Annotated in this window: 19 protein-coding genes; 18 read left to right on the top strand and 1 reads right to left on the bottom strand. The window is 55.0% G+C overall.

Annotated features, from left to right (window positions below):
- Nucleotides 1-119 precede the first annotated feature (119 nt).
- From AC6I7A_RS13690 to AC6I7A_RS13605, 18 genes are all read left to right on the top strand, one after another.
- Entirely contained in the window at nucleotides 120-371 is a 252-nt protein-coding gene (locus tag AC6I7A_RS13690; protein WP_058956783.1) for a hypothetical protein, read from the top strand.
- Nucleotides 372-379: 8 nt separating this feature from the next.
- Nucleotides 380-646: a hypothetical protein gene (locus tag AC6I7A_RS13685; RefSeq protein WP_058956784.1), complete on the top strand. Its 267-nt coding sequence runs from the start codon at nucleotides 380-382 to the stop codon at nucleotides 644-646.
- 542 nt (nucleotides 647-1,188) lie between these two features.
- Nucleotides 1,189-1,560, top strand: a complete 372-nt coding sequence (locus tag AC6I7A_RS13680) for a hypothetical protein (protein ID WP_072215466.1) — start codon at nucleotides 1,189-1,191, stop codon at nucleotides 1,558-1,560.
- A gap of 5 nt (nucleotides 1,561-1,565) precedes the next feature.
- Complete coding sequence (locus tag AC6I7A_RS13675; RefSeq protein WP_058956786.1) at nucleotides 1,566-2,057, top strand: DNA-packaging protein; 492 nt, start codon at nucleotides 1,566-1,568, stop codon at nucleotides 2,055-2,057.
- The gene (locus AC6I7A_RS13670; protein WP_058956787.1) at nucleotides 2,026-3,474 is read left to right on the top strand and encodes a phage terminase large subunit family protein; all 1,449 of its coding nucleotides are present in this window, start codon (nucleotides 2,026-2,028) and stop codon (nucleotides 3,472-3,474) included. The genes AC6I7A_RS13675 and AC6I7A_RS13670 overlap by 32 nt, the downstream gene beginning before the upstream one ends.
- A 2-nt stretch (nucleotides 3,475-3,476) precedes the next feature.
- The gene (locus tag AC6I7A_RS13665; protein ID WP_058956788.1) at nucleotides 3,477-3,749 is read left to right on the top strand and encodes a hypothetical protein; all 273 of its coding nucleotides are present in this window, start codon (nucleotides 3,477-3,479) and stop codon (nucleotides 3,747-3,749) included.
- Nucleotide 3,750: 1 nt separating this feature from the next.
- Nucleotides 3,751-5,406, top strand: a complete 1,656-nt coding sequence (locus AC6I7A_RS13660; protein ID WP_058956789.1) for a portal protein — start codon at nucleotides 3,751-3,753, stop codon at nucleotides 5,404-5,406.
- 17 nt (nucleotides 5,407-5,423) lie between these two features.
- Nucleotides 5,424-5,708, top strand: coding sequence for a Bbp19 family protein (locus tag AC6I7A_RS13655; protein ID WP_058956790.1), 285 nt, complete (start codon nucleotides 5,424-5,426; stop codon nucleotides 5,706-5,708).
- Nucleotides 5,701-6,381 carry a hypothetical protein gene (locus AC6I7A_RS13650; RefSeq protein ID WP_058956791.1) on the top strand — a complete coding sequence of 227 codons (681 nt, stop codon included), beginning with the start codon at nucleotides 5,701-5,703 and terminating at the stop codon, nucleotides 6,379-6,381. The genes AC6I7A_RS13655 and AC6I7A_RS13650 overlap by 8 nt, the downstream gene beginning before the upstream one ends.
- A gap of 14 nt (nucleotides 6,382-6,395) precedes the next feature.
- On the top strand, nucleotides 6,396-7,394 hold the full coding sequence (locus AC6I7A_RS13645; protein WP_058956792.1) for a major capsid protein: 999 nt from the start codon (nucleotides 6,396-6,398) through the stop codon (nucleotides 7,392-7,394).
- 11 nt (nucleotides 7,395-7,405) lie between these two features.
- Entirely contained in the window at nucleotides 7,406-8,107 is a 702-nt protein-coding gene (locus AC6I7A_RS13640; RefSeq protein WP_064484501.1) for a Bbp16 family capsid cement protein, read from the top strand.
- Between the two features lie 52 nt (nucleotides 8,108-8,159).
- A complete protein-coding gene (locus AC6I7A_RS13635; protein ID WP_058956793.1) occupies nucleotides 8,160-8,762 on the top strand; it encodes a phage connector family protein in 603 nt (200 codons plus the stop codon).
- Nucleotides 8,763-11,072 (top strand): phage nozzle protein, encoded by a 2,310-nt coding sequence (locus AC6I7A_RS13630; protein WP_058956794.1) that lies wholly within the window; start codon nucleotides 8,763-8,765, stop codon nucleotides 11,070-11,072. It begins immediately after the preceding gene.
- Nucleotides 11,069-11,512: a hypothetical protein gene (locus AC6I7A_RS13625; RefSeq protein ID WP_058956795.1), complete on the top strand. Its 444-nt coding sequence runs from the start codon at nucleotides 11,069-11,071 to the stop codon at nucleotides 11,510-11,512. The genes AC6I7A_RS13630 and AC6I7A_RS13625 overlap by 4 nt, the downstream gene beginning before the upstream one ends.
- Complete coding sequence (locus AC6I7A_RS13620; protein WP_153009177.1) at nucleotides 11,487-11,966, top strand: hypothetical protein; 480 nt, start codon at nucleotides 11,487-11,489, stop codon at nucleotides 11,964-11,966. The genes AC6I7A_RS13625 and AC6I7A_RS13620 overlap by 26 nt, the downstream gene beginning before the upstream one ends.
- Before the next feature lie 7 nt (nucleotides 11,967-11,973).
- Nucleotides 11,974-14,580, top strand: coding sequence for a hypothetical protein (locus AC6I7A_RS13615; RefSeq protein ID WP_153009178.1), 2,607 nt, complete (start codon nucleotides 11,974-11,976; stop codon nucleotides 14,578-14,580).
- A complete protein-coding gene (locus AC6I7A_RS13610; RefSeq protein ID WP_058956798.1) occupies nucleotides 14,577-16,247 on the top strand; it encodes a coiled-coil domain-containing protein in 1,671 nt (556 codons plus the stop codon). Before AC6I7A_RS13615 ends, AC6I7A_RS13610 begins: the two co-directional genes overlap by 4 nt.
- The gene (locus AC6I7A_RS13605) at nucleotides 16,247-18,787 is read left to right on the top strand and encodes a hypothetical protein (RefSeq protein WP_058956799.1); all 2,541 of its coding nucleotides are present in this window, start codon (nucleotides 16,247-16,249) and stop codon (nucleotides 18,785-18,787) included. Before AC6I7A_RS13610 ends, AC6I7A_RS13605 begins: the two co-directional genes overlap by 1 nt.
- Here the strand turns inward: AC6I7A_RS13605 and AC6I7A_RS13600 are convergent.
- Nucleotides 18,771-18,971 (bottom strand): hypothetical protein, encoded by a 201-nt coding sequence (locus AC6I7A_RS13600; protein ID WP_058956800.1) that lies wholly within the window; start codon nucleotides 18,969-18,971, stop codon nucleotides 18,771-18,773. The two genes, AC6I7A_RS13605 and AC6I7A_RS13600, sit on opposite strands and share 17 nt — an antisense overlap.
- Nucleotides 18,972-19,019 lie beyond the last annotated feature (48 nt).

Below are 19,019 nucleotides of genomic sequence, written 5' to 3'. Positions count from 1 at the left end.
TGCACAGCATTCCAGCCAATTATCACCCACGGAAAAGACCCAGACGTTATGGATGTTCGCACTGTGCGGGCTATCAACACGCTCAACGACACTTACGACAGAATCTGCGGGAATAAAAAATGACAACAGAACAGTTTGCATATTGGCTTCAGGGGTTTGCTGAAGTGAATGGTGCGCCACCAAATTCCCAGCAGTGGGACGTCATCAAAGAGCACTTGCAGCTTTGCTTTGTGAAAGTCACGGGAAGCCAGACGAAGCTGCCTGGTATTGAAGAATTCATTAAGCAGCAGAATCAGCAGAAGCAGGGCAATTTCCCATACGTAGTTGGCACTGGCTACCCGTTACCTCACCCAACAACTATTACTTGCTGAGGCGATGAATGAACACCCTCAAGCGAGCCTGGATATGGCTCATCACCAAAAAGGATAATGCAGTGAGTGAGCCTATTGCTGATACCACGGTTGTGACAGATGACCCGACTACCGTTACCGCCGATACTGCCACTGAGTCCGCAACACCGGCAGCAGAAGTGAAAGCGGGAGTGCAGGACTTTGAAGCAGCACTGGCTTTCGTAGAGAGCGGCGTAGCGCAATTAGGCGCAGCGGCTAAAGATGAGCTCAAAGCACTGGCTAAGAAGTATCTCTGACATCTTTCAATATTGTGTAATGCGGTACAGTGCCTGCTCAGCTTCGTTTTGGCTCATTCCACCATGCACGTTCGCAGGGAAAACTATCTCGCTCCCTGAAAGAACCCATATACCTTTGTGAGTGGGATGACGCGACAACTCCTGACCCTCCACTATCGGGAATGACTTATCAACCACGCTCACGCAATAGCCGTTGATGCTGTGAATTATAAGCGCCCACTGTGGACGTGAGCTGATAGAGACCCTTCTGACTACAACTGCATTATCCATTCGAATAGTTTAAGCATGTTATCAATAAGCAAATGATAACTGATGTCCCGAATCAGTCACACACCTAAAGAAACACTCCAGCCAGTCCCTCTGGAACAAAGCGCCCTGACTTAAGTAAGAAGCGTCCGCATAGCGGAATCCTCCCGTGGATTCGGTCAGCAAGCGCAAGGGGCAAGCAGGGTTATAGGCGAAAGCTGAATTCCCCGACATGCGGTGAACGCCCACCGTGCGAGTTGCAGGCGTGGCACTCTGAGAGAAGAGGTTATTCATACATGGCTAAAACAAAATGGCCTAAGTTGCCACGTTTACTGGTTCCACTATTCCATTGCGCCAACATATATCTTTGCCGCAGCAGGGATGAGTGGGTGCAGGCTGAGACGTGCATTGGATTACCCCCTACTGACCTATTGCTCAGCAATGGTAGATGCAGGCACTTCGTTGATGATCAGACCGGCGAAAATCTTTATCTGATTGGCGTGTTCGACAACAGCCTTGCAACTCTGGTTCACGAGTGCGCTCACGCAACCTTTTACTGCTGCAGTGATGTTGGCGTTAGCGTACAGACAGACCGGCCAAACGAAACCTATTGCTACTTGCTGGATAGAATGTTTAGTCACTTCCAGCCTTACATCAAACAGGAATAAGAAATATGGCCGCACCAAAGGGCAACCGATTCTGGGAGGCTCGCAGTAGTCATGGGCGAAACCCTACATTCGGTTCGCCTGAAGAGCTGTGGCAAGCCTGCATTGAATACTTCGAATGGGTGGAAGCTAACCCACTCTGGGAGATGAAGCCATTCGCTTATCAGGGTGAAGTGGTTCAGGAACCCGTCGCCAAAATGCGTGCGATGACTCTGACCGGCCTATGCCTGTTCCTCGATATCGGCGACGAGACATGGCGAAATTACAGAGCGAAGCAAGATTTTATTGGGGTCGTCACGCGAGCAGAGAAGGTTATTTACGACCAGAAGTTCTCAGGCGCCGCTGCTGACCTGTTAAACCCGAACATCATTGCTCGCGACCTCGGCCTTGCCGATAAGCGCGAGGTTCATAAGACAATCACTGACCTGACTGATGAAGAGTTAGATCGCAAACTCCTGGAGCTAACCAATGCAAAATCTCAGCCGGGAGCAGAAGATTGAGCTGGTAAAGCTGCTGGAAGAGAAGAAACGACGCGAGAACGTTTATCGCTACCGTGGCTTCTATCAGTCACGTCACCCCTGGCAGAAGCGATTCATTGCCAGCACCAAAGAATATTCACAGTCAGCTCTCATCGCTGCTAACCGTGTTGGCAAGACTGAGACAGCGACATACATCGACGCCATCCATGCGATGGGCGATTACCCGGATGAATGGACGGGCCACAGGTTTGATCATGCGCCGCTTATCTGGGTGCTTGGCTACTCCGGTGAGAAATGCCGCGACCTGCTTCAGACGCCAATCATCGGGCGAAAGACAGATAACGGCTGGGAAGGTGGCCTGATACCCGGTGAGCTGATCACCGGCGTTGAGGCTATGACCGGCACGCCAAACGCCGTCCGCTCCGTGTACATCAAGCACAAGTCAGGCGGCACAGCAAAGATTCAGTTCTGGTCCTACTCGCAGGGCCAGCACGCATTAATGGGTGACAGCGTCGACTGGTTCCACATCGACGAAGAGCCCAAAGACCCCGACATCTTCCCGCAGGTTCTGACGCGCACAGCGACCGGTGACCGAGGGAATGGCGGGCGTGGCATTCTGACGTTCACACCAGAGAACGGACGAACCGACCTCGTTATCGGATTCATGGACACGCCAAGCGCGGCACAGACGTGCATGAATGTTGGCTGGGATGATGCGCCACACCTGAGCGAAAAAGTTAAGACGGAGCTTCTGGCGTCGTTCCCTGCGCATCAGCGCGACATGCGAACCAAAGGCATCCCGATGCTGGGCCATGGTCGAATCTATGACCTCGCTGATGATGCCATCATGTGTCAGCCGTTCCCATGCCCCGATCACTTCTTTGTCATTGACGGTCAGGACTTTGGCTGGGACCACCCGCAGGCGCACGTTCAGCTTTGGGAAGACCGGGATGAAGACGTTGTCTATGTCGCTCACGTCTGGAAGGCCAGAGAGAAAAAGGCTGATGAAGCGTGGCGGATGGTTAAACGCTGGGCCGATGGTGTTCCCGTTGCATGGCCTCACGATGGCCTTCAGCACGAGAAGGGCGGCGGTCAGCAGCTTAAAGAGCAATACAAAGCTGAAGGCTTCAGGATGCTGGCAGAGCACGCGACATGGCCAGACGGCAATTACAAGGTCGAGCCTGGCATCCATGAGATTCGCGAGCGCATGCTTGATGGCAAGTTCAAGGTATTCAGCACATGCCCGGAATTCTTTGAGGAGTTCCGCATGTATCACCGCGATGAGCACGGCAAGATTGTGGCGATCAACGATGACGTCCTGTCAGCCGTTCGCTACGCCTACATGATGCGCCGGTCAGGCAAGCAGATGTTCAGCATCAAATCACCCCGCAAGAAGGCTCGCTTAGCCACCACAGAATACAACCTATTCGGGAGTTAACCATGGGTATCGAAACCGGCGCTCTGGCTGCTTACGCTGCCATTGCCTCTGCTGCCGTGGGCGCAGGAACAGCCGTTTACTCGGCAACACAGAATAAAGCGCCAGGCGTAAAAGGCGCACTGGCTCCAAACGCAGACGCAGCAACAGCGCAGGCAGATGACCTGCTTCGCAAGCGTTCACGTCAGGACATCAATGCGAACATCCTCAGCGGTTCCGGTGGTGCAGGAAGCGTGGGCGCATCTTCTACCGGACAGAAATCACTCTTAGGCGGTTAGCATGGCGCAGGAAAACGACGAACTGCTTGACCAGATACTCCGCGACCAGTCGACAATGGAAACATCCCGGTCAGCATGGGAGCAGCTCTGGCAGGAAGTAGCAGAGCGTTGTTTACCCCGCGGAGCCGACTTCAAGGGTGAGATTCGCGACGGTCAGAAAAAATCTGACAAGGCTATCGACTCAACCCCCATAGTTGCGCTTGAGCGATTTGCTGCAGCGATGGAGTCTGTAATTACGCCTCGTACACAGACGTGGCACGGCCTGCAGAACGAGCGGTTCAGCGATGACACTGAAGTGCAGGAGTACTTCGAGGAAGTCACAAAGGTTCTGTTCCGGCTGCGTTATGCACCTTGGGCCAACTTCGCCAACCAGATGAGTGAGAACTACATCTCGCAGGGCGCATTTGGCAATGGCTGCATGTATGTCGACGAGTTGCCCGGAAAGGGCATGCGCTACCTGACGTATCACCTTCGTGAGATTTACTACGAGGAGAACTATCAGGGTATCGTCGACCTCGTTCACCGCAAATTCAAACTCAACGCCCGGCAGGCGGTGCAGCAGTTTGGCAAAGACAATCTGCCGGAGAGCATTCAGCGCGCCTCTGAATCAGCACCGATGAGCAAGTTCGAGTTCATCCATCGCGTCTGCCCGAACACAGAAATCAAGTTCACCGAAGACGGTAAGCCGAAGCAGGACCACACAGGCATGCCGTGGGCGTCCTATTACATCTGCAAGGAAGGGCGGAAGATTGTCCAGCAGAGCGGCTATCACACAATGCCTTATTGCATTGGTCGCTACTACAAATCACCGGGTGAGACTTATGGGCGTGGGCCGGGAATGACAGCGCTGCCCGACATCAAAGTGCTCAACGAGATGAACCGTGAGACGCTGATTGGTGCGCAGCTTGCGAACCGCCCGCCTATTCTTGTAGCTGATGATGGCGTGCTGGACACCTTCAACCTGACGCCTGCGGCAATCATTCCCGGCGGCATGAGCTCCAATGGCTCACCACTGGCCGCGCCTTTCACGTCCGGCTCTCAGCCTAATCTCGGGCTGGAGATGATGGACCAGAAGCGCCAGCTGATTAATGACGTCTTCCTCGTCACGCTGTTCCAGATTCTGGTGGACAACCCACAGATGACGGCGACAGAGGCCATGCTGCGCGCTCAGGAAAAAGGCCAGCTAATGGCCCCGACCGCCGGTCGCATTATGTCCGAGCAGCTTGGCCCGATGATTGAGCGTGAGATTGATATATGCGCCCGCAACGGCCTGCTGCCCGATCCGCCTCAGCAGCTTATCGATGCCGGAATGGAATATGACATCGACTACAAATCCCCACTCGTGCGCATGCAGCGCGCAGAGCAGGGGCAGGGCATCCTCACCACGCTGGGAGTTGTCAGTCAGGCCGCACAGTTCGATCCAAGCGTGCTCGGCCTTGTGAAGTACGGCAAGGCAATCAGGGAACTGGCTGACATCAACGGCATGCCGCTTTCACTGCTACTCACCGAAGAGGAAGAGCAGGAGGCTAAGGCGGCTCAGGCACAGCAGGAGCAGCTGAACAACCTGCTTAATGCTGCACCGAACATCGCAACCGCAGCTGACAAACTGGCATCTGCCAACCAGAAAGCCAATACACCACTACCCGCACCGCAATAACCACCTGAAGGGATGACATGAGCAGATTAATTCTGAGGCGTGCGCGTGCCTTCAGGGCGGTATTCGGCACCACCGGCAAACGCACCAGAGAGCAGGAGATTGTTCTCAAGGTGCTGGGTGACTTCTGCCGGGTGAATAAGTCCAGCGTGACGGTATCACCCATTCACCGGCAGGTAGACCCGCTGGCAACGTGTGTGGCTGAAGGTCGTCGCGAAGTGATGAGCCGCATCTCCCAATATCTTCAGCTCGACCAGGAAGAGCTGATCCGAATTATCAACGAGGCAGAGAAAACCGATGTTTAACATTCGTGACCTTATTCGCGTTTACATGAACGAAGCCGGTGAAGCCGACCAGTCTGGCGCAGGTGACATTCTTCAATCGGGCACTGAAGGCCAGCCGCCATCAACCAGTACCAATCTGCTGGGCGGTGACGAACAGCCGCAGGCCGCAGATCCGTTCCTCTCAGCACTTCCTGCAGAGGGTGATGCAGAAGGCTGGGGCAACGTCTGGAACAAACTCGGGCGACCTGAGACGGCTGATGGCTATGAGCTGCCAGTACCAGAAGGTGACAGCGGTGAGTTTGCCGGCGCGGCCAGCGGCAAGATGCATGAGCTTGGGCTCAGCAAGTCGCAGGCTCAGGGTATCGCTGAGTGGTACAACACCCAGCAGTCGCAAATGGTTGAGCAGTTCAATCAGCAGCGCGAGCAACAGGCCACAGAGAATGTTGCTGCCATCCGTAAGGAGTGGGGCAATAACTTCGACACCAATGTTGCAGTCGCCAACAAGGCCATCTCGGCGTACCTGGCACCTGAAGCCATTCAGGCGCTGAAAGAGAGCGGGCTGGGTAGCAATCCTCACATCGTCAAAGCATTCCACAAAATCGGCCAGTCGCTTTCCGAGGCGAAGGTCATCAATGGCGAGCCGTCTCAGAGCGGACCCAAATCAACAGAAGACATCTTCTACGGAAGCAACTAAAGGAACCATAACCGATGGCTATTATTGGTAACACGGCCCTTACCCTGGCCGACTGGGCTAAGCGTCAGGACCCCGACCTGAAACAGGCTCGCATCATTGAGATGCTGAACCAGAAGAACCCTATCCTGCTGGATATGCCGTTCATCGAATCCAACGCACCTACTCACCACCGCACCACCGTCCGCACCTCGCTGCCCGCCGCTCAGTGGCGTCGCATCAACAAGGGTGTGAGCAAAGGCAAATCGACCACAGCGCAGGTCGATGAAGCTGTTGCGATCATGGAAACCTACTCCGAGGTAGACAAAGAGCTGGCTGACCTGAACGGCAACACCGGTGCATTCCGCCTGTCTGAAGCACAGGCATTTTTGGAAGGTATGAACCAGCAGATGGCTTCGACCCTTTTCTATGGTGACAAGTCTCAAGACCCCGCGTCGTTCGATGGTTTTGCTACGCGCTATAGTGAGCTTGATGCGCAGAACGGCAAAAACATCCTCAATGCAGGCGGCACCGGCGACAACCTGACCTCAATCTACATTGTTGGATGGGGTGATCAGACTGTCCACGGGCTCTATCCAAAAGGCTCGCGAGCTGGGTTGTTCCACAAAGACCTGGGCGAACAAACCCTGAAGGATGAAGACGGCGGACAGTATCAGGGCTATCGCGATCACTTCCAGTGGAAAACCGGCCTTGCTGTCCGTGACTGGCGCTATGTGGTGCGCATCGCAAATATCGACGTGACCAAAATGCTGGATGAAAAATCAAACGGAAAGTTCGCTACAGACCTGGTGCGCCTGATGATTGCAGCGACGCACATCCTGCCAGACCGCAGTGCACGCATGGGTATCTACATGAACCGCACGCTGGGTGGCTTCTTTGACATGCAGGCGGTGGAGAAACCATCTCTCGGCCTGAACATCATCAAAGACACCGAAGGCCGTCCATGGACTGATTTCCGTGGCATGCCGTTCCGCGAAACCGATGCCATTATCGATGGCGAAACTGCTGTAGCGTAAGGAGCTAAGCAATGGCAATTCTTGATAATGAGCTGACGTTCTCGAACGCTCAGGCGGTCACTGCGACCGCCGTATCAACCAACGTGGTTGACCTCGGTGTCGACCGCGATATCGGTATCGGTGAGCCGGTTTATCTGGCTGTGCAGGTTGGTGCAGCATTTGCTGGACTGACTTCACTCACCGTTACGCTGCAAACCAGCCCGGATAACAGCGCATGGTCAACCCTGTATCAGTCTGCGGCGATCCCCGTAGCCGACCTGACTGCAGGTGCACAGCCAGTTCGTGTTGTTGTTCCGTCACGCACTGAGCGCTATCTGCGCGTCAACTATACCGTGGCAGGTACCGGCACCGCTGGCACCGTTACAGCATCGCTGCTGCTCGGTCCGGATGGCTATCGGGCTTACCCGGCTGGCTCTCCGACGCCAGACTTCTCAGCGGTCACTAACGTTTCTGTTACCGGCGTAAGCGTCAGCCCGACGACGGCAAGCGTGGCTGTAGGTGCGAACGTGACCCTGACAGCCAGCGTGTCGCCTTCTGACGCGAGCAACCCGGCGATTTCTGCAACCTCATCTAACACCGCAGTGGCAACCGTGACTCGTTCCGGCAATACCATCACGGTGAAAGGTGTTGCAGCAGGCACGGCAACTATCACCGTCACCACCGCAGACGGCGGCCACACTGCGACCAGCACCATCACGGTTACTGCATCGTAACTCTGGTGTATCAGACTCAGCCCTCTTCGGAGGGCTTTTTTAATGGTGAGATATGACTACCAAGATAATCGTCATAAACCGCGCTTTAGTGAAGCTGGGCGAAGAGCGCCTGATGAGCGAGACGGACAACAACAAAGCTTCCAGAACGATCGAGGCGATTTATGACGGTTTGCTTGAAAGCCTGCTGCGTGACTATCGCTGGGCGTTCTCCATCAGGCGGGCAAAGCTTGCGGCCCTCAGTGATTCTCCAGCTTATGGATACTCGCACCAGTATCAGCTTCCCTCTGATTTCCTCCGGATGGATGAGGTGCTTAATAGCGCGCTGATGAGTCCGCTATGTGGTGCTATTGACCAGCTTCGTGATTCACCCTGGCAGATTGAAGGCCGGAAGATACTGACCGACATCGAGGCCCCGCTGCACCTCCGTTACGGCGCTAAAGTCACAGACCCGTCGCAGTGGGATAGCTCATTCGCTGAAGCTTTCGCCTGTCTGCTTGCTTATGAGATGTGCGAATCCATCACGCAGTCCTCAACCAAAAAGCAGGCGGCCGGACAGGACTTCGAAACGGCGATCAAGGCAGCACGCGCTGCCAGCGCTATTGAGCGCCCCCGCATTAAGCAGCAGGAAACATCCTGGTTAACATCGAGGTTATAAATGCCATCAGCTTCCCCATCACTCAATAGCTTCAATGCCGGTGAGTTTTCCCCGCTGATGATGGGGCAGACCAACTTTGAAAAGTGGTCATCCGGCGTTAAGTCGATGCTGAATTTCATCCCTCGCTCTCAGGGTCCTGCAGAGCGCCGCGGCGGCACCTACTTCGTTTCTGAAGTGAAAAACTCAGGACAGCGAGTATGGCTGGCTAAGTTCGAGTTCAACACTACGCAGGCGTTTATTCTTGAGTTTGGCCCTCAGTACATCCGATTCTATTCCGACCATGGCGTAGCGCTTAACTCAGACGGCGGAACCCTGGAGGTAGAGACTCCATTTGTCGCTGGCGAACTGACTAACAGTGATGGCGGGTTTGGCCTTTCGATGGTTCAGAGCGGCGATGTCATCTACATCTGCACGCATACCGGCAACCTGCCTCCGTACAAACTGTCGCGGGAGTCCAATACAAACTGGACGATTGAGCCTTTCGATTACTCCGGAGCGCACGGACCGTTTCGCGATATCAACTCAGACCGCACCATCACAGTTCACACAGACCAGTTCCGCATCTGGTCGGCCAATGGAGCAACGCGCCCGGATGGTACACCTACAACAACCACTCAATGCACCATCTCTGCAAACTCAGCCATTTTCGATTCGAGACATGTGGGCGGGCTCTTCTACATTGAATCGAGCACTGATGCCGTAACTGATGGTACCGGCAAGGGCGGCTATATTCCGGCTTGGGAGGCAGGGACCACATCAACATTTGCCGTAGGCATGTTTTGCAGAAGTGATGGCAAATACTACGAAGATTTGGACGGTTCGCAGACTGGCGCAACTCAGCCTACGTGGACGGCAGGTGCTCATCGTGACGGGCCATCAAACGCATCACTCTGGCGGTATTCGAACGGCGGCTGGGGAATCATTCAGATCACCTCTGTCGTCAGCAGCACACAGGCCGTAGGCAAAATCCTGACAGAGCTTCCTCCGAGCGTTCGTGAGTCAACCGGCAATACTTATAAATGGGCGTTTGGTGAGTGGTCTCCCAAATACGGCTTCCCAACAAAGGTGGCTTTCTATAAGAACCGCCTCCTGTTCGCGGCTCGTGGCAAGCTGTGGTTCTCCGTAGCTTCCGACTATGAGAACTTCACCACCATGACGAATGGGTATGAGGTTCAGTCTGACGATGCAATTAACGTTCAGATTGAAGCTGATTCAACCAACACCATTCAATGGCTGGCGCCCGGTTCATCTCTGTTGGTTGGCACCGCGGGTGGAGAGCATACATGCTCACCTTCAACCACAACGGCTGCATTCGGGCCTGACAACATTCAGATAACCAAAGAGTCATCCTATGGCTCAAAAGGCGTCAACGCAGAGCAGGTTGGCGCTACGTCAATGTTTGTTCAGCGCGCCGGATGCAAAGTCAGGGCAGTCCTGTCTGACTTAGAGAGCGGCTCATACAGTACCAGCGACGTGACAATCCTCGCGGAGCACATAACCCGTGCCGGCATTGTCGATATGGCCTGGCAGCAGGAGCCGGACTATGTGCTTTGGGTCGTACTCGCTGATGGCTCGCTGGTCGCAATGACCTACAACGATGAGCAGAAAGTTACCGCGTGGCATCGTCACGATTTGAATGGCGATGTGGAGGCTGTCTCCTGCATCCCGGACCCTGACGGTATAAGGGATGACCTGTGGGTCGTGGTGAAGCGAATCGTCAACGGGGAAACAAAGCGCTATGTCGAGTACCTGAGGGCGGCCTGGGACGCCTCTACTGAATCGCTATCAGAAGCGTTCTATGTTGACTGCGGCCTTAGCTATCGTGGCGAGCCAACCAAAAGCATCTCAGGCCTGTCGCATCTTGAAGGTGAAAAAGTATCAGTGGTCACTGACGGAGCGGTGCATACAGAGGCTGTTGTTACCGGTGGTGGTATCTCCCTTGAAACATCGGCATCAGTCGTTCACGTAGGCCTGCCATATCGTTCTGAGCTTGTCACCCTGCCACTGGAGGCAGGCGGCACGGCCGGCACCTCGCAGGGTAAAACCAAGCGTATCAGCAAGCTGACACTCAGATTCGTTAATACGCTGGGTGGAAAGGCAGGCCAGTTGGGCGGCAAATATCTGGACACCATAGAGAGCCGCGACTACTCAGACCTCATGGATAACCCGCCTGCTGCCTTTACTGATGACCGGGATATCGATTTCGCCGGAGGTTATGACACTCAGGGGTGCATCAGGGTGGTTCAGGACCAGCCCTTGCCGATGACACTGGTTGCTATCTATCCACGCTCATGGACAACTGGCGAATGAAAATAATCCCCTATGAACCTCAACACCTGCTGGAAATCACCCCTCAGAAAAGCCAGTCATCACTGGAAAGAACGCCAGAGCGTGCTCATCAGTTAGCCAGCTATCACAGTTTCACTGGTGTGATTGATGATCGCGTTGTCGCTATCGGGGGGCTGGTTGAGCTTAACCCTATCCGGGCGTATCTGTACCTGATTGTCACAGAAGACATCCCACACCAGTGGACTCAGCTGTACCGGGCGGCAAGGCGGCTTATTGATGCGGGTCTGAATGACTATGTCAGGCTCGAAACCATGTCCTCCTTTCCGGAGGCAGAAAGGTGGCTTGAGCTGATCGGCTTTGAGTATGAGGGAACCATGCGCCGTGCAGGGCCAGATGGTGAGGACGCCAAAATGTACAGCATAGTGAGGTCTGGTGATGCAATTTACACAGGCAGTAAATAACAACCCAGCCGCATGGTCATCCGTTGCCTCATCGGGTCTGAGCAGCGTAAGCACAATGGCTCAGGGCTACACGGCATCACGCAACAGCAACTACAACGCGTCACTGCTTGATCAGCAGGCGCGTACTGTTGCGCTACAGACCGGCTCGCAAACTGCGCAGATTCGCAGGCAGGGGAGTCAGGCTCTTGCGGGTCAGTCCGCTGCGTTTGCTGATAATGGCACCGGGAGCGGAGGGAGTAACGCACTCATTCAGCGCTCAACTGCGATCGACACTGAGATGGACGCGGCAACTGCTGACTATAACGGCAGAATGCAGATGGCTGAGCTGCAGAATCAGGCGTCCGCACAGCGGGCTCAGGCAAAAGCACAGCGTCCCGGTCTGGTCAGTCTGCTGGGTGGCATCAGTGGCGCGGCAGGAAGTTACTACAGCACTTCGGCAATGACAAAACGGTAGGTTAATAATGGCACGAATTCCGGTATACGATCGTCAGGTAGGGTTACGCGCTGGCGGCCCATCTCCGGTTAGCCTGCCGTCGCAGTCAACTGATACTCAGATGCTCCAGCAGGGCGTCAACTCCTTTGCCGATGCGGCCGTCAGATTGCAGCAGCAGCAGAACTCAGTTCGCGGCACGCAGTACATGACTGACTTTGTTAACTCTCAGTCATCACTAGGCAAGGCGCTGAATGACGCTCAGCAGCAATCGAAAGACGGCATCGACTACATCCCGGCTGCACAGCAACTGATTAAGCAACACCAGGAAGATTTCTTCTCCCAGCACCCCGGCATGAGCGACACCGAAAAGCAGGACTACACCCTTCGCTGGGCGCAGTCACGCGGCCAGCTTGAGAATCAGGCGATTAACTGGGGCCAGAATCAGGCTAAGCAGATTTCAGTCGCTAACCTGAATGACAGCGCGGCTGCGGTTGGGAATGCGATTCTGCAGGACCCTAACACAGCCAAAGCGCTTGCCGTTGCCCACCTGCAGGCGATAGACCAGAGCGATCTGGACCCGGCAACGAAGACTGAGATTGCCAGCCGCTCCCGAAACATGTGGGCGCTGTCTGCAGCGCAGTACGGCATCCAGAAAGATGCTCAACATGTAATCGACCAGCACGGTGCATTTCAGGCAGCTCAGACCGTTGGTGCCGGTGATGGCGCATCAATGCCATCAGGCTCGCCTTCCACTCTGGCTACCCGAAATAACAACCCGCTGAATATCCGCTTCAGCAATACGAATAATTGGGCGGGAAAGGGCGGCGATAACGGCACTGGCTTTGAGCAGTTTGACACGCCTGACCACGGATTCCGTGCGGGCCTCAAGCTGATGCGTAACCACATCAACAATGGCAGCGATACCCTCTCCAGTTTAATCAGTAAGTGGGCGCCGGCAGGAGACAACAACAACCCTGTCCAGTATGCGCAGTCAGTGAGCCAGCAAACCGGCATTCCTGTCGACGCAAAACTTAACCCTAATGACCCGCAGCAAATGACGGCTGTCGCCAAAGCAATGGCGCGTCAGGAAGGATATGGCGCTCCGGTGAGCGACTCTCAACTGAGCCGGGCATGGTCATCACAGAGAGATCCGAATCAGCTTGCCCCTGGCGTTCCATGGGGTCAGCTAACCCCTCAGCAGACAAATGGGATCATTAATCAGGCGCAGGCAAAGGTTGATCAGCAGAATACGCAGCGCCGCCTGCTGATGCAGGACCAGATGCGCAACGACACCGCCCTGATTGAGTCTGGCAATCCGGTCGCAAACCCGATCAGCCGCGAGCAGTGGATGAGCACAGCACCGCATGACGCCACACCTGAGCAGCTGACTATTCTGGATAAGCAGTTCCAGCAGTACGCACTGCTGAATCAGCTGCAGCCCATCTACTCCGACATCAATACGAAGTCGGCGGGTGAGGGGCTGGCGTCAGTGCAAGGCATCAGGCCAACGGGAAGCGAGGACGATTTTGCTTTCCGCCAGCAGCGTTACCAGCAGGCTATCCAGAAATATCAGCAAGTAATCGGCGCTCGTGAAAAAGACCCGGGCGGCTGGCTGGCCCAGAACTCCCCTGAAGTGAAGGCGGCTTACCAGACCTACCAGCAGGACCCGTCTCAGGGTGCGTTGCTGGCTCAGGCTATTCTGGTGGACAAGTCCCGGCTTGGAATAAAGAGCAAGGACGTTCTTCCGGATGCGCTGGCTGATGGCATTCTGCAGCAGATTGACACCAGCAAGGAGCAGAGCGTGGCTGCGATTCAGAATATCGCCGGTCAGTTCGGCCCCTATGCAGATCAGGTTATGCAGCAGGTGCAGAAGAAAGCGGGTCCCGTTCTTCAGGTCGTGATGGCAACGGATAACCCGCGTTCGGCGAATACCTTGTGGCAGAACCGCAACGTGAAGACCGGCGATATCAAAGACGCAATCAATACGGATAACAAGGGTGCATCTGACTCTGCAGACAGTGAGTGGGCCAGCCAGTCAAAGGACTTTGCAACCACGATGGTTAATCAGCCTGGTGGCGTTGGCGTCTGGAATAACTTCAACGAACAGGGCCGCCGTCTGACCTACCTCAACATTCAGAAAGGTATGAGCCCGGGCGATGCAGCAAAGCAGGCCTATCAGGATGTTCTCGGTTCGCAGTATCAGACGCAGGGCTCATGGCGGCTGCCGGTTAAGTACGGACTGGATTTGAGTGATGTAAGAGATGGCGCAAATCATTATCTGGAAAACCTGAAGGCAGACCAGATTATGCCGTTGCAGGGTGACCCGCGGCTGGGTGATGAAATAAACCGGCAGCAAAGCCTTTCTCGAATTCGTGATAATGCAGAGTGGGTAACCAACGCTGATGAAACCGGCCTGATTCTAACGCTGAATGGTCTGGTGGTTAACGGCAGCAACGGAACGCCTATCACCGCCAACTTCAATGACCTGTCTAAAGCGGGCCAGCAGAATCGAGGGCTGATCAACAGCATCGGCAAGTTCTTCTCATCGCCAACCAAGTTTGACGCGAAGAAAGGCGGCATGACGCCGGAGCGCGCATTGTTCGGTGATAACTTCCAGCAAGGAGTACAGCGTTGACGATTTACACACAAGACCCGGGTCAGGGTATTAACCAGCCAATCGGCAATGCCGCGTCAGGTCTTGGTGAATCGCTTGCTGCTACTTTCGAGCAGGGGTTTGAAGAAGGACCGTTTAACTCTGCATTGCGCCTTAACCGCGCTTACGGACAGTTAAATGATACCTCATCAGCGATGGTGCCGAAGGCACAGGCTGACGCGACGCTGAAGCAGTACGGTGTCAAAAGCATCAACATCCCGGATGAGGGCGTTACCCAGACATATCTGGATAATGTGGTATCGAACCGAAAGGACACGCTGGCGAAGCAGCAGATCGCCGCTGCAGCTCCATCTGGCTTTGTTGCCACGCCTCTTAACGTGATGGCAAACCTCGCTGGCGCAATGGCAGACCCGGGCAACCTTGCTTTGGCTCTGGTGCCGTTCGCTGGCGAGGCGCGCGCAGCGACATTGCTTGGGCGTGCCGGAGAGAGATTTCTGCAGGGCGCAGCAATGGGCGGACTCCAGACCGGCGCAACTCTTCCGACCATGGCAATGGCATCGGCGGCGGAGGGTGATGATTTCACGCTGGGAAGCGCCATGGAGAACCTTTTCTATGGCACGGTCGGCGGCGGCCTGCTTCATGCCGGTGGCGGAGTAATTGCCGATTTGGTTAGGGGGCGCCGGCCCACCGTCACCAGTGAGTCGCCACTTGAAACAACAGCGCGTGTTGAGCCTGTTTCTGAGCCGGTATCGCCGAGTCGCGTATCAGCAGGTGAGCCTGATAATGCATCGCCGTTACTTGACCAGACCATTTCACGTGAGGCTGACAATTACGCCTACAGCCGCGCATATGATGACGTGATCCCTGAGTATCAGCAGTCGCTTCAGAACCTGCAGCAGGGCCGAATCGATAACGTAGCTGACCTGCGGGCGGAGATGGCCGCAAATGAGCATGCAGCCAGTCGGCTGGATGCAACGCTTAAATCGCGGACTGAACAATATCAGCAACAGCGTATTAAGTATCGCGATGCACGTCAGCGAGCGCTGGCCGATATTGAAAGTGAAAAGCAGGCTCTCTCTTCACGTAACGACGAAATAAATCAGGCTCTGGAAGGTAATGCCGCGGCAGAGAAAGCCTCAGGGGAGCTAAGCGCAATCGGTCGCGGAGAAATCCCTGACGGACTGGCAGGAAGAATCAGCGATCGTGCCGGTCAGATAAAGTCCGGGCTGCAGCGCACCTCTCTTGCTGAGGGGGTTCGAACAGCCGCGCAGAGAATCGACGAAGCCCACTGGACTCAGCGACAGAATGCTTTTAGAGCAGGACTGTCGCACATGATGCAGGGTAAAGCGCCAGACGTTGAGCCTTTCTTCGATATGACCGCGCCCGAACTGCGGGAGCCATCAATCGAGCAAATCAGAAAAGGCCCGCGCAGCGATACCGAGCCATCTACAGTGAACGCCAGCAGGGATGCAGAAGCAGACTACCAGCGAGCAAGTCGTGATGATGCTGACCTGCTGAATGCTCAGGAAGATTTTGAATCTGAGCTGGCGCTGGCTAAAAGCCGTGTCGATGAGCTGGACTCGCCGGAACTGCGTGAGGCGCTGGGTGAAATTCAGAAGCAAGCCAGTGACGAAAGTCTGGTCAAAGGGTATCAGGAATATGCAGCCTGTATGCTCAGGAGAATGTAATGGCTAATCAGTTTCTGACGCAGTGCGAGCAGGCAGTCAACAAGGCAGCCGGGCGTGAACTGTCTGAGCAGGAAATGGAAACGCTGGTGCGCGACATGGAAAATACCGTGAAGCGTATCCGGGCTGAGAATGAGGGAATTTCACTGCAGGATGCGGCGCTACGTGCAGCGGAAGAGTTAGGTAATCAGGAAAAGCTGGCAAACGTCATTGAGGCGCGTAACAAGGCAATCAATACCCGGGTGGCAGCTGAGCGACTGGCATTTCTGCGAGACAGCTTCCCGGATCGGCCAGACATTGGGCTGTCAGCTATTCTTGTTGGTCGCAACGAGGCTCGAACCGGTAGCCGATCATCTGCTTCATCAGAGCAGTTTCAGTTGCGCTCTAAATACCTTTCATGCCTGAACCATGACCTCGAACAGGCTGACGTGCTGAAGTTCCTTGCGGCCGGCACAAATGATGCTGAGGTTGCGGATGCGATGTGGCGACTGGGTAAGGGTGAGTCTACTACTGGCCTGCGGGCTGAGTCAGTGAAGATTGCGGAGATTATCACCAAGTGGCAGGAAGCAGCTCGCATTGACGCGAACAAGGCTGGCGCATGGATTCGCAAAATGCCTGGCTACATTGCCCGTCAGGGGCATGACATGATGAAAATCCGCGCCGCGGGCTTTGATGCGTGGAAGCAGTCAATCCTGCCACGGCTGGACAATGCCACTTTTGAGGGTGTTACAGACACTGATGCTTTTCTGCGAAACGTATATGACGGTCTGGCATCTGGTGTCCATCTGTCCTCCGAAAAGCCTGACTGGATGAAAGGCTTCAAAGGCTCGCAGAACGTAGCACGACGTGCCAGTCAGGAGCGCGTGCTGCACTTTAAAGACGGTATTGCATGGCACGAGTACAATCAGCAATACGGTGTTGGCAGCCTGCGTGAGGCGATATTTGGCGGCCTTGAATCCTCAGCCCGCAACACTGGTCTGATGCGCGTCCTGGGTACAAACCCGGAGAACATGCTTAACTATCTGGCCGACACGGTTTCTAACGATCTGCGCGGCAATGAAAAAGGCATGCGCGCCTTCACGGATGCGCGCCGAAGCCAGATTAAAAGCCAGATGGCAGAGGTGACCGGCGCAACAAACATCCCAGGCTCAACTGCGCTTGCCCGCTTTGGCTCAACCACCCGCGCCGTGGATTCAATGATTAAGCTTGGCGGCGCGCTGATTTCATCCTTCAACGACCTTGCCAGTAACGCGCTGGAACTCCGCTATCAGGGGAAGAGTTTCCCGCAGGCGCTGACTGAGTCTATTCAGGGGCGACTTAAGCGATACTCTGCACCTGAGCAGAAGCAGATTCTCAGCTCACTTGGCGTTTACGCCGACTCAATGCGTGATGAAATCCTGCAGCGCTTCTCAGGCGACGTTACTCTTCCCGGCAAGGTTTCCCGTCTACAGCGCCAGTTCTTCAAGCTCAACGGCCTTAACTGGTGGACAGATGCTTCACGTAACACGACGGCCACGATGATTTCTCACTGGCTGGCTGACAACGCCGGTTCCGTACACGCATCGCTGAACGGCGATTTAAAGCGCGCCCTTGACCTGCACGGCATTGGTGAGGCTGAGTGGAACGTCTATCGCCAGATGGATTTGAAAGGCTCTGAAGGCCGCAAATTCATGACGCCTGACGGAATTGATTCAATCCCCGACGACGTCATCGCGAAGTATGTTTCCGATCGCAATGTTAACGTGAACGAGAAAAGCCTTCAGGCAGGCCGTGAGCAACTGGCTGATAAGTTACGTGGATATGTGCTCGATCGCGTCATGGTAGCAATGACAGAGCCTACGGCACGAACCCGCGCACTGATGAAGCAGGGGACGCAACCGGGAACGGTAGAAGGTGAACTGCTTCGCTTTATCGGACAGTACAAATCCTTTACCGCATCTTTCATGCAGCAGGCGCTGGGTCGTGAAGTGTTTGGTCGCGGCTACACACCTGCACCGCTGGGTCAGGGGCGATGGGGTAGCGTGCAGAACGCACTGTTTAAAAGCGGGAAGGGTGAGATGGTTGGGCTGGCTCAGCTTTTCCTGTGGATGACCACGTTCGGATATCTATCCATGCAGACAAAGCTGATGCTGAAGGGGCAGACGCCACGACCGGCAGATAGCAAAACATTGCTGGCAGCAGCGGCGCAGGGTGGCGGGCTGGGGATATTCGGAGACTTCCTTTTCGGCGAAGCAAACCGATTTGGTAATGGTCCGGTAACCTCTCTGGCAGGTCCAGTCGCCGGTAACCTTGATGAGATCGTGACGCTTTTTCAGAAAGCCAGAGCAGGTGACGCTAAGGCGGGGGATGCCTTCAGATTTAGTGTAGACCACACGCCATTCATCAACCTTTTCTGGGCGCGGCCGGTAATGAACTACCTCATCCTTAATCAGCTGCAGGAGTCTTTATCTCCCGGCTCCCTGCATCGTTATGAGCAGAACATCAGGAAAAATCAGGGCAACGATTTTCTTGTGCCGCCGTCTCAATTCATGCTCGGCCGATAAGCCTTTTGAAAGCTTCACCAACCCAAACCACAAAAGCCATTGAGTAATAGGCCCATGCGAACATCAGTACCATCGCCGGGCCCACCAGAAACCCCCACCAGTCCAGATAAGGGATGGAGATAATAGATAGCACCGCCGCCGCAATGGCGGTCATTTCAATGTCGCTTGTCTGAATGTTTCGCATCAACCCTCTTACCGCAGGATTTACCTGTGGGGATTACACACGCCCGGA

This window comes from Type-F symbiont of Plautia stali, from assembly GCF_059731105.1.
This window is presented reverse-complemented; position numbering and strand designations above follow the sequence as displayed.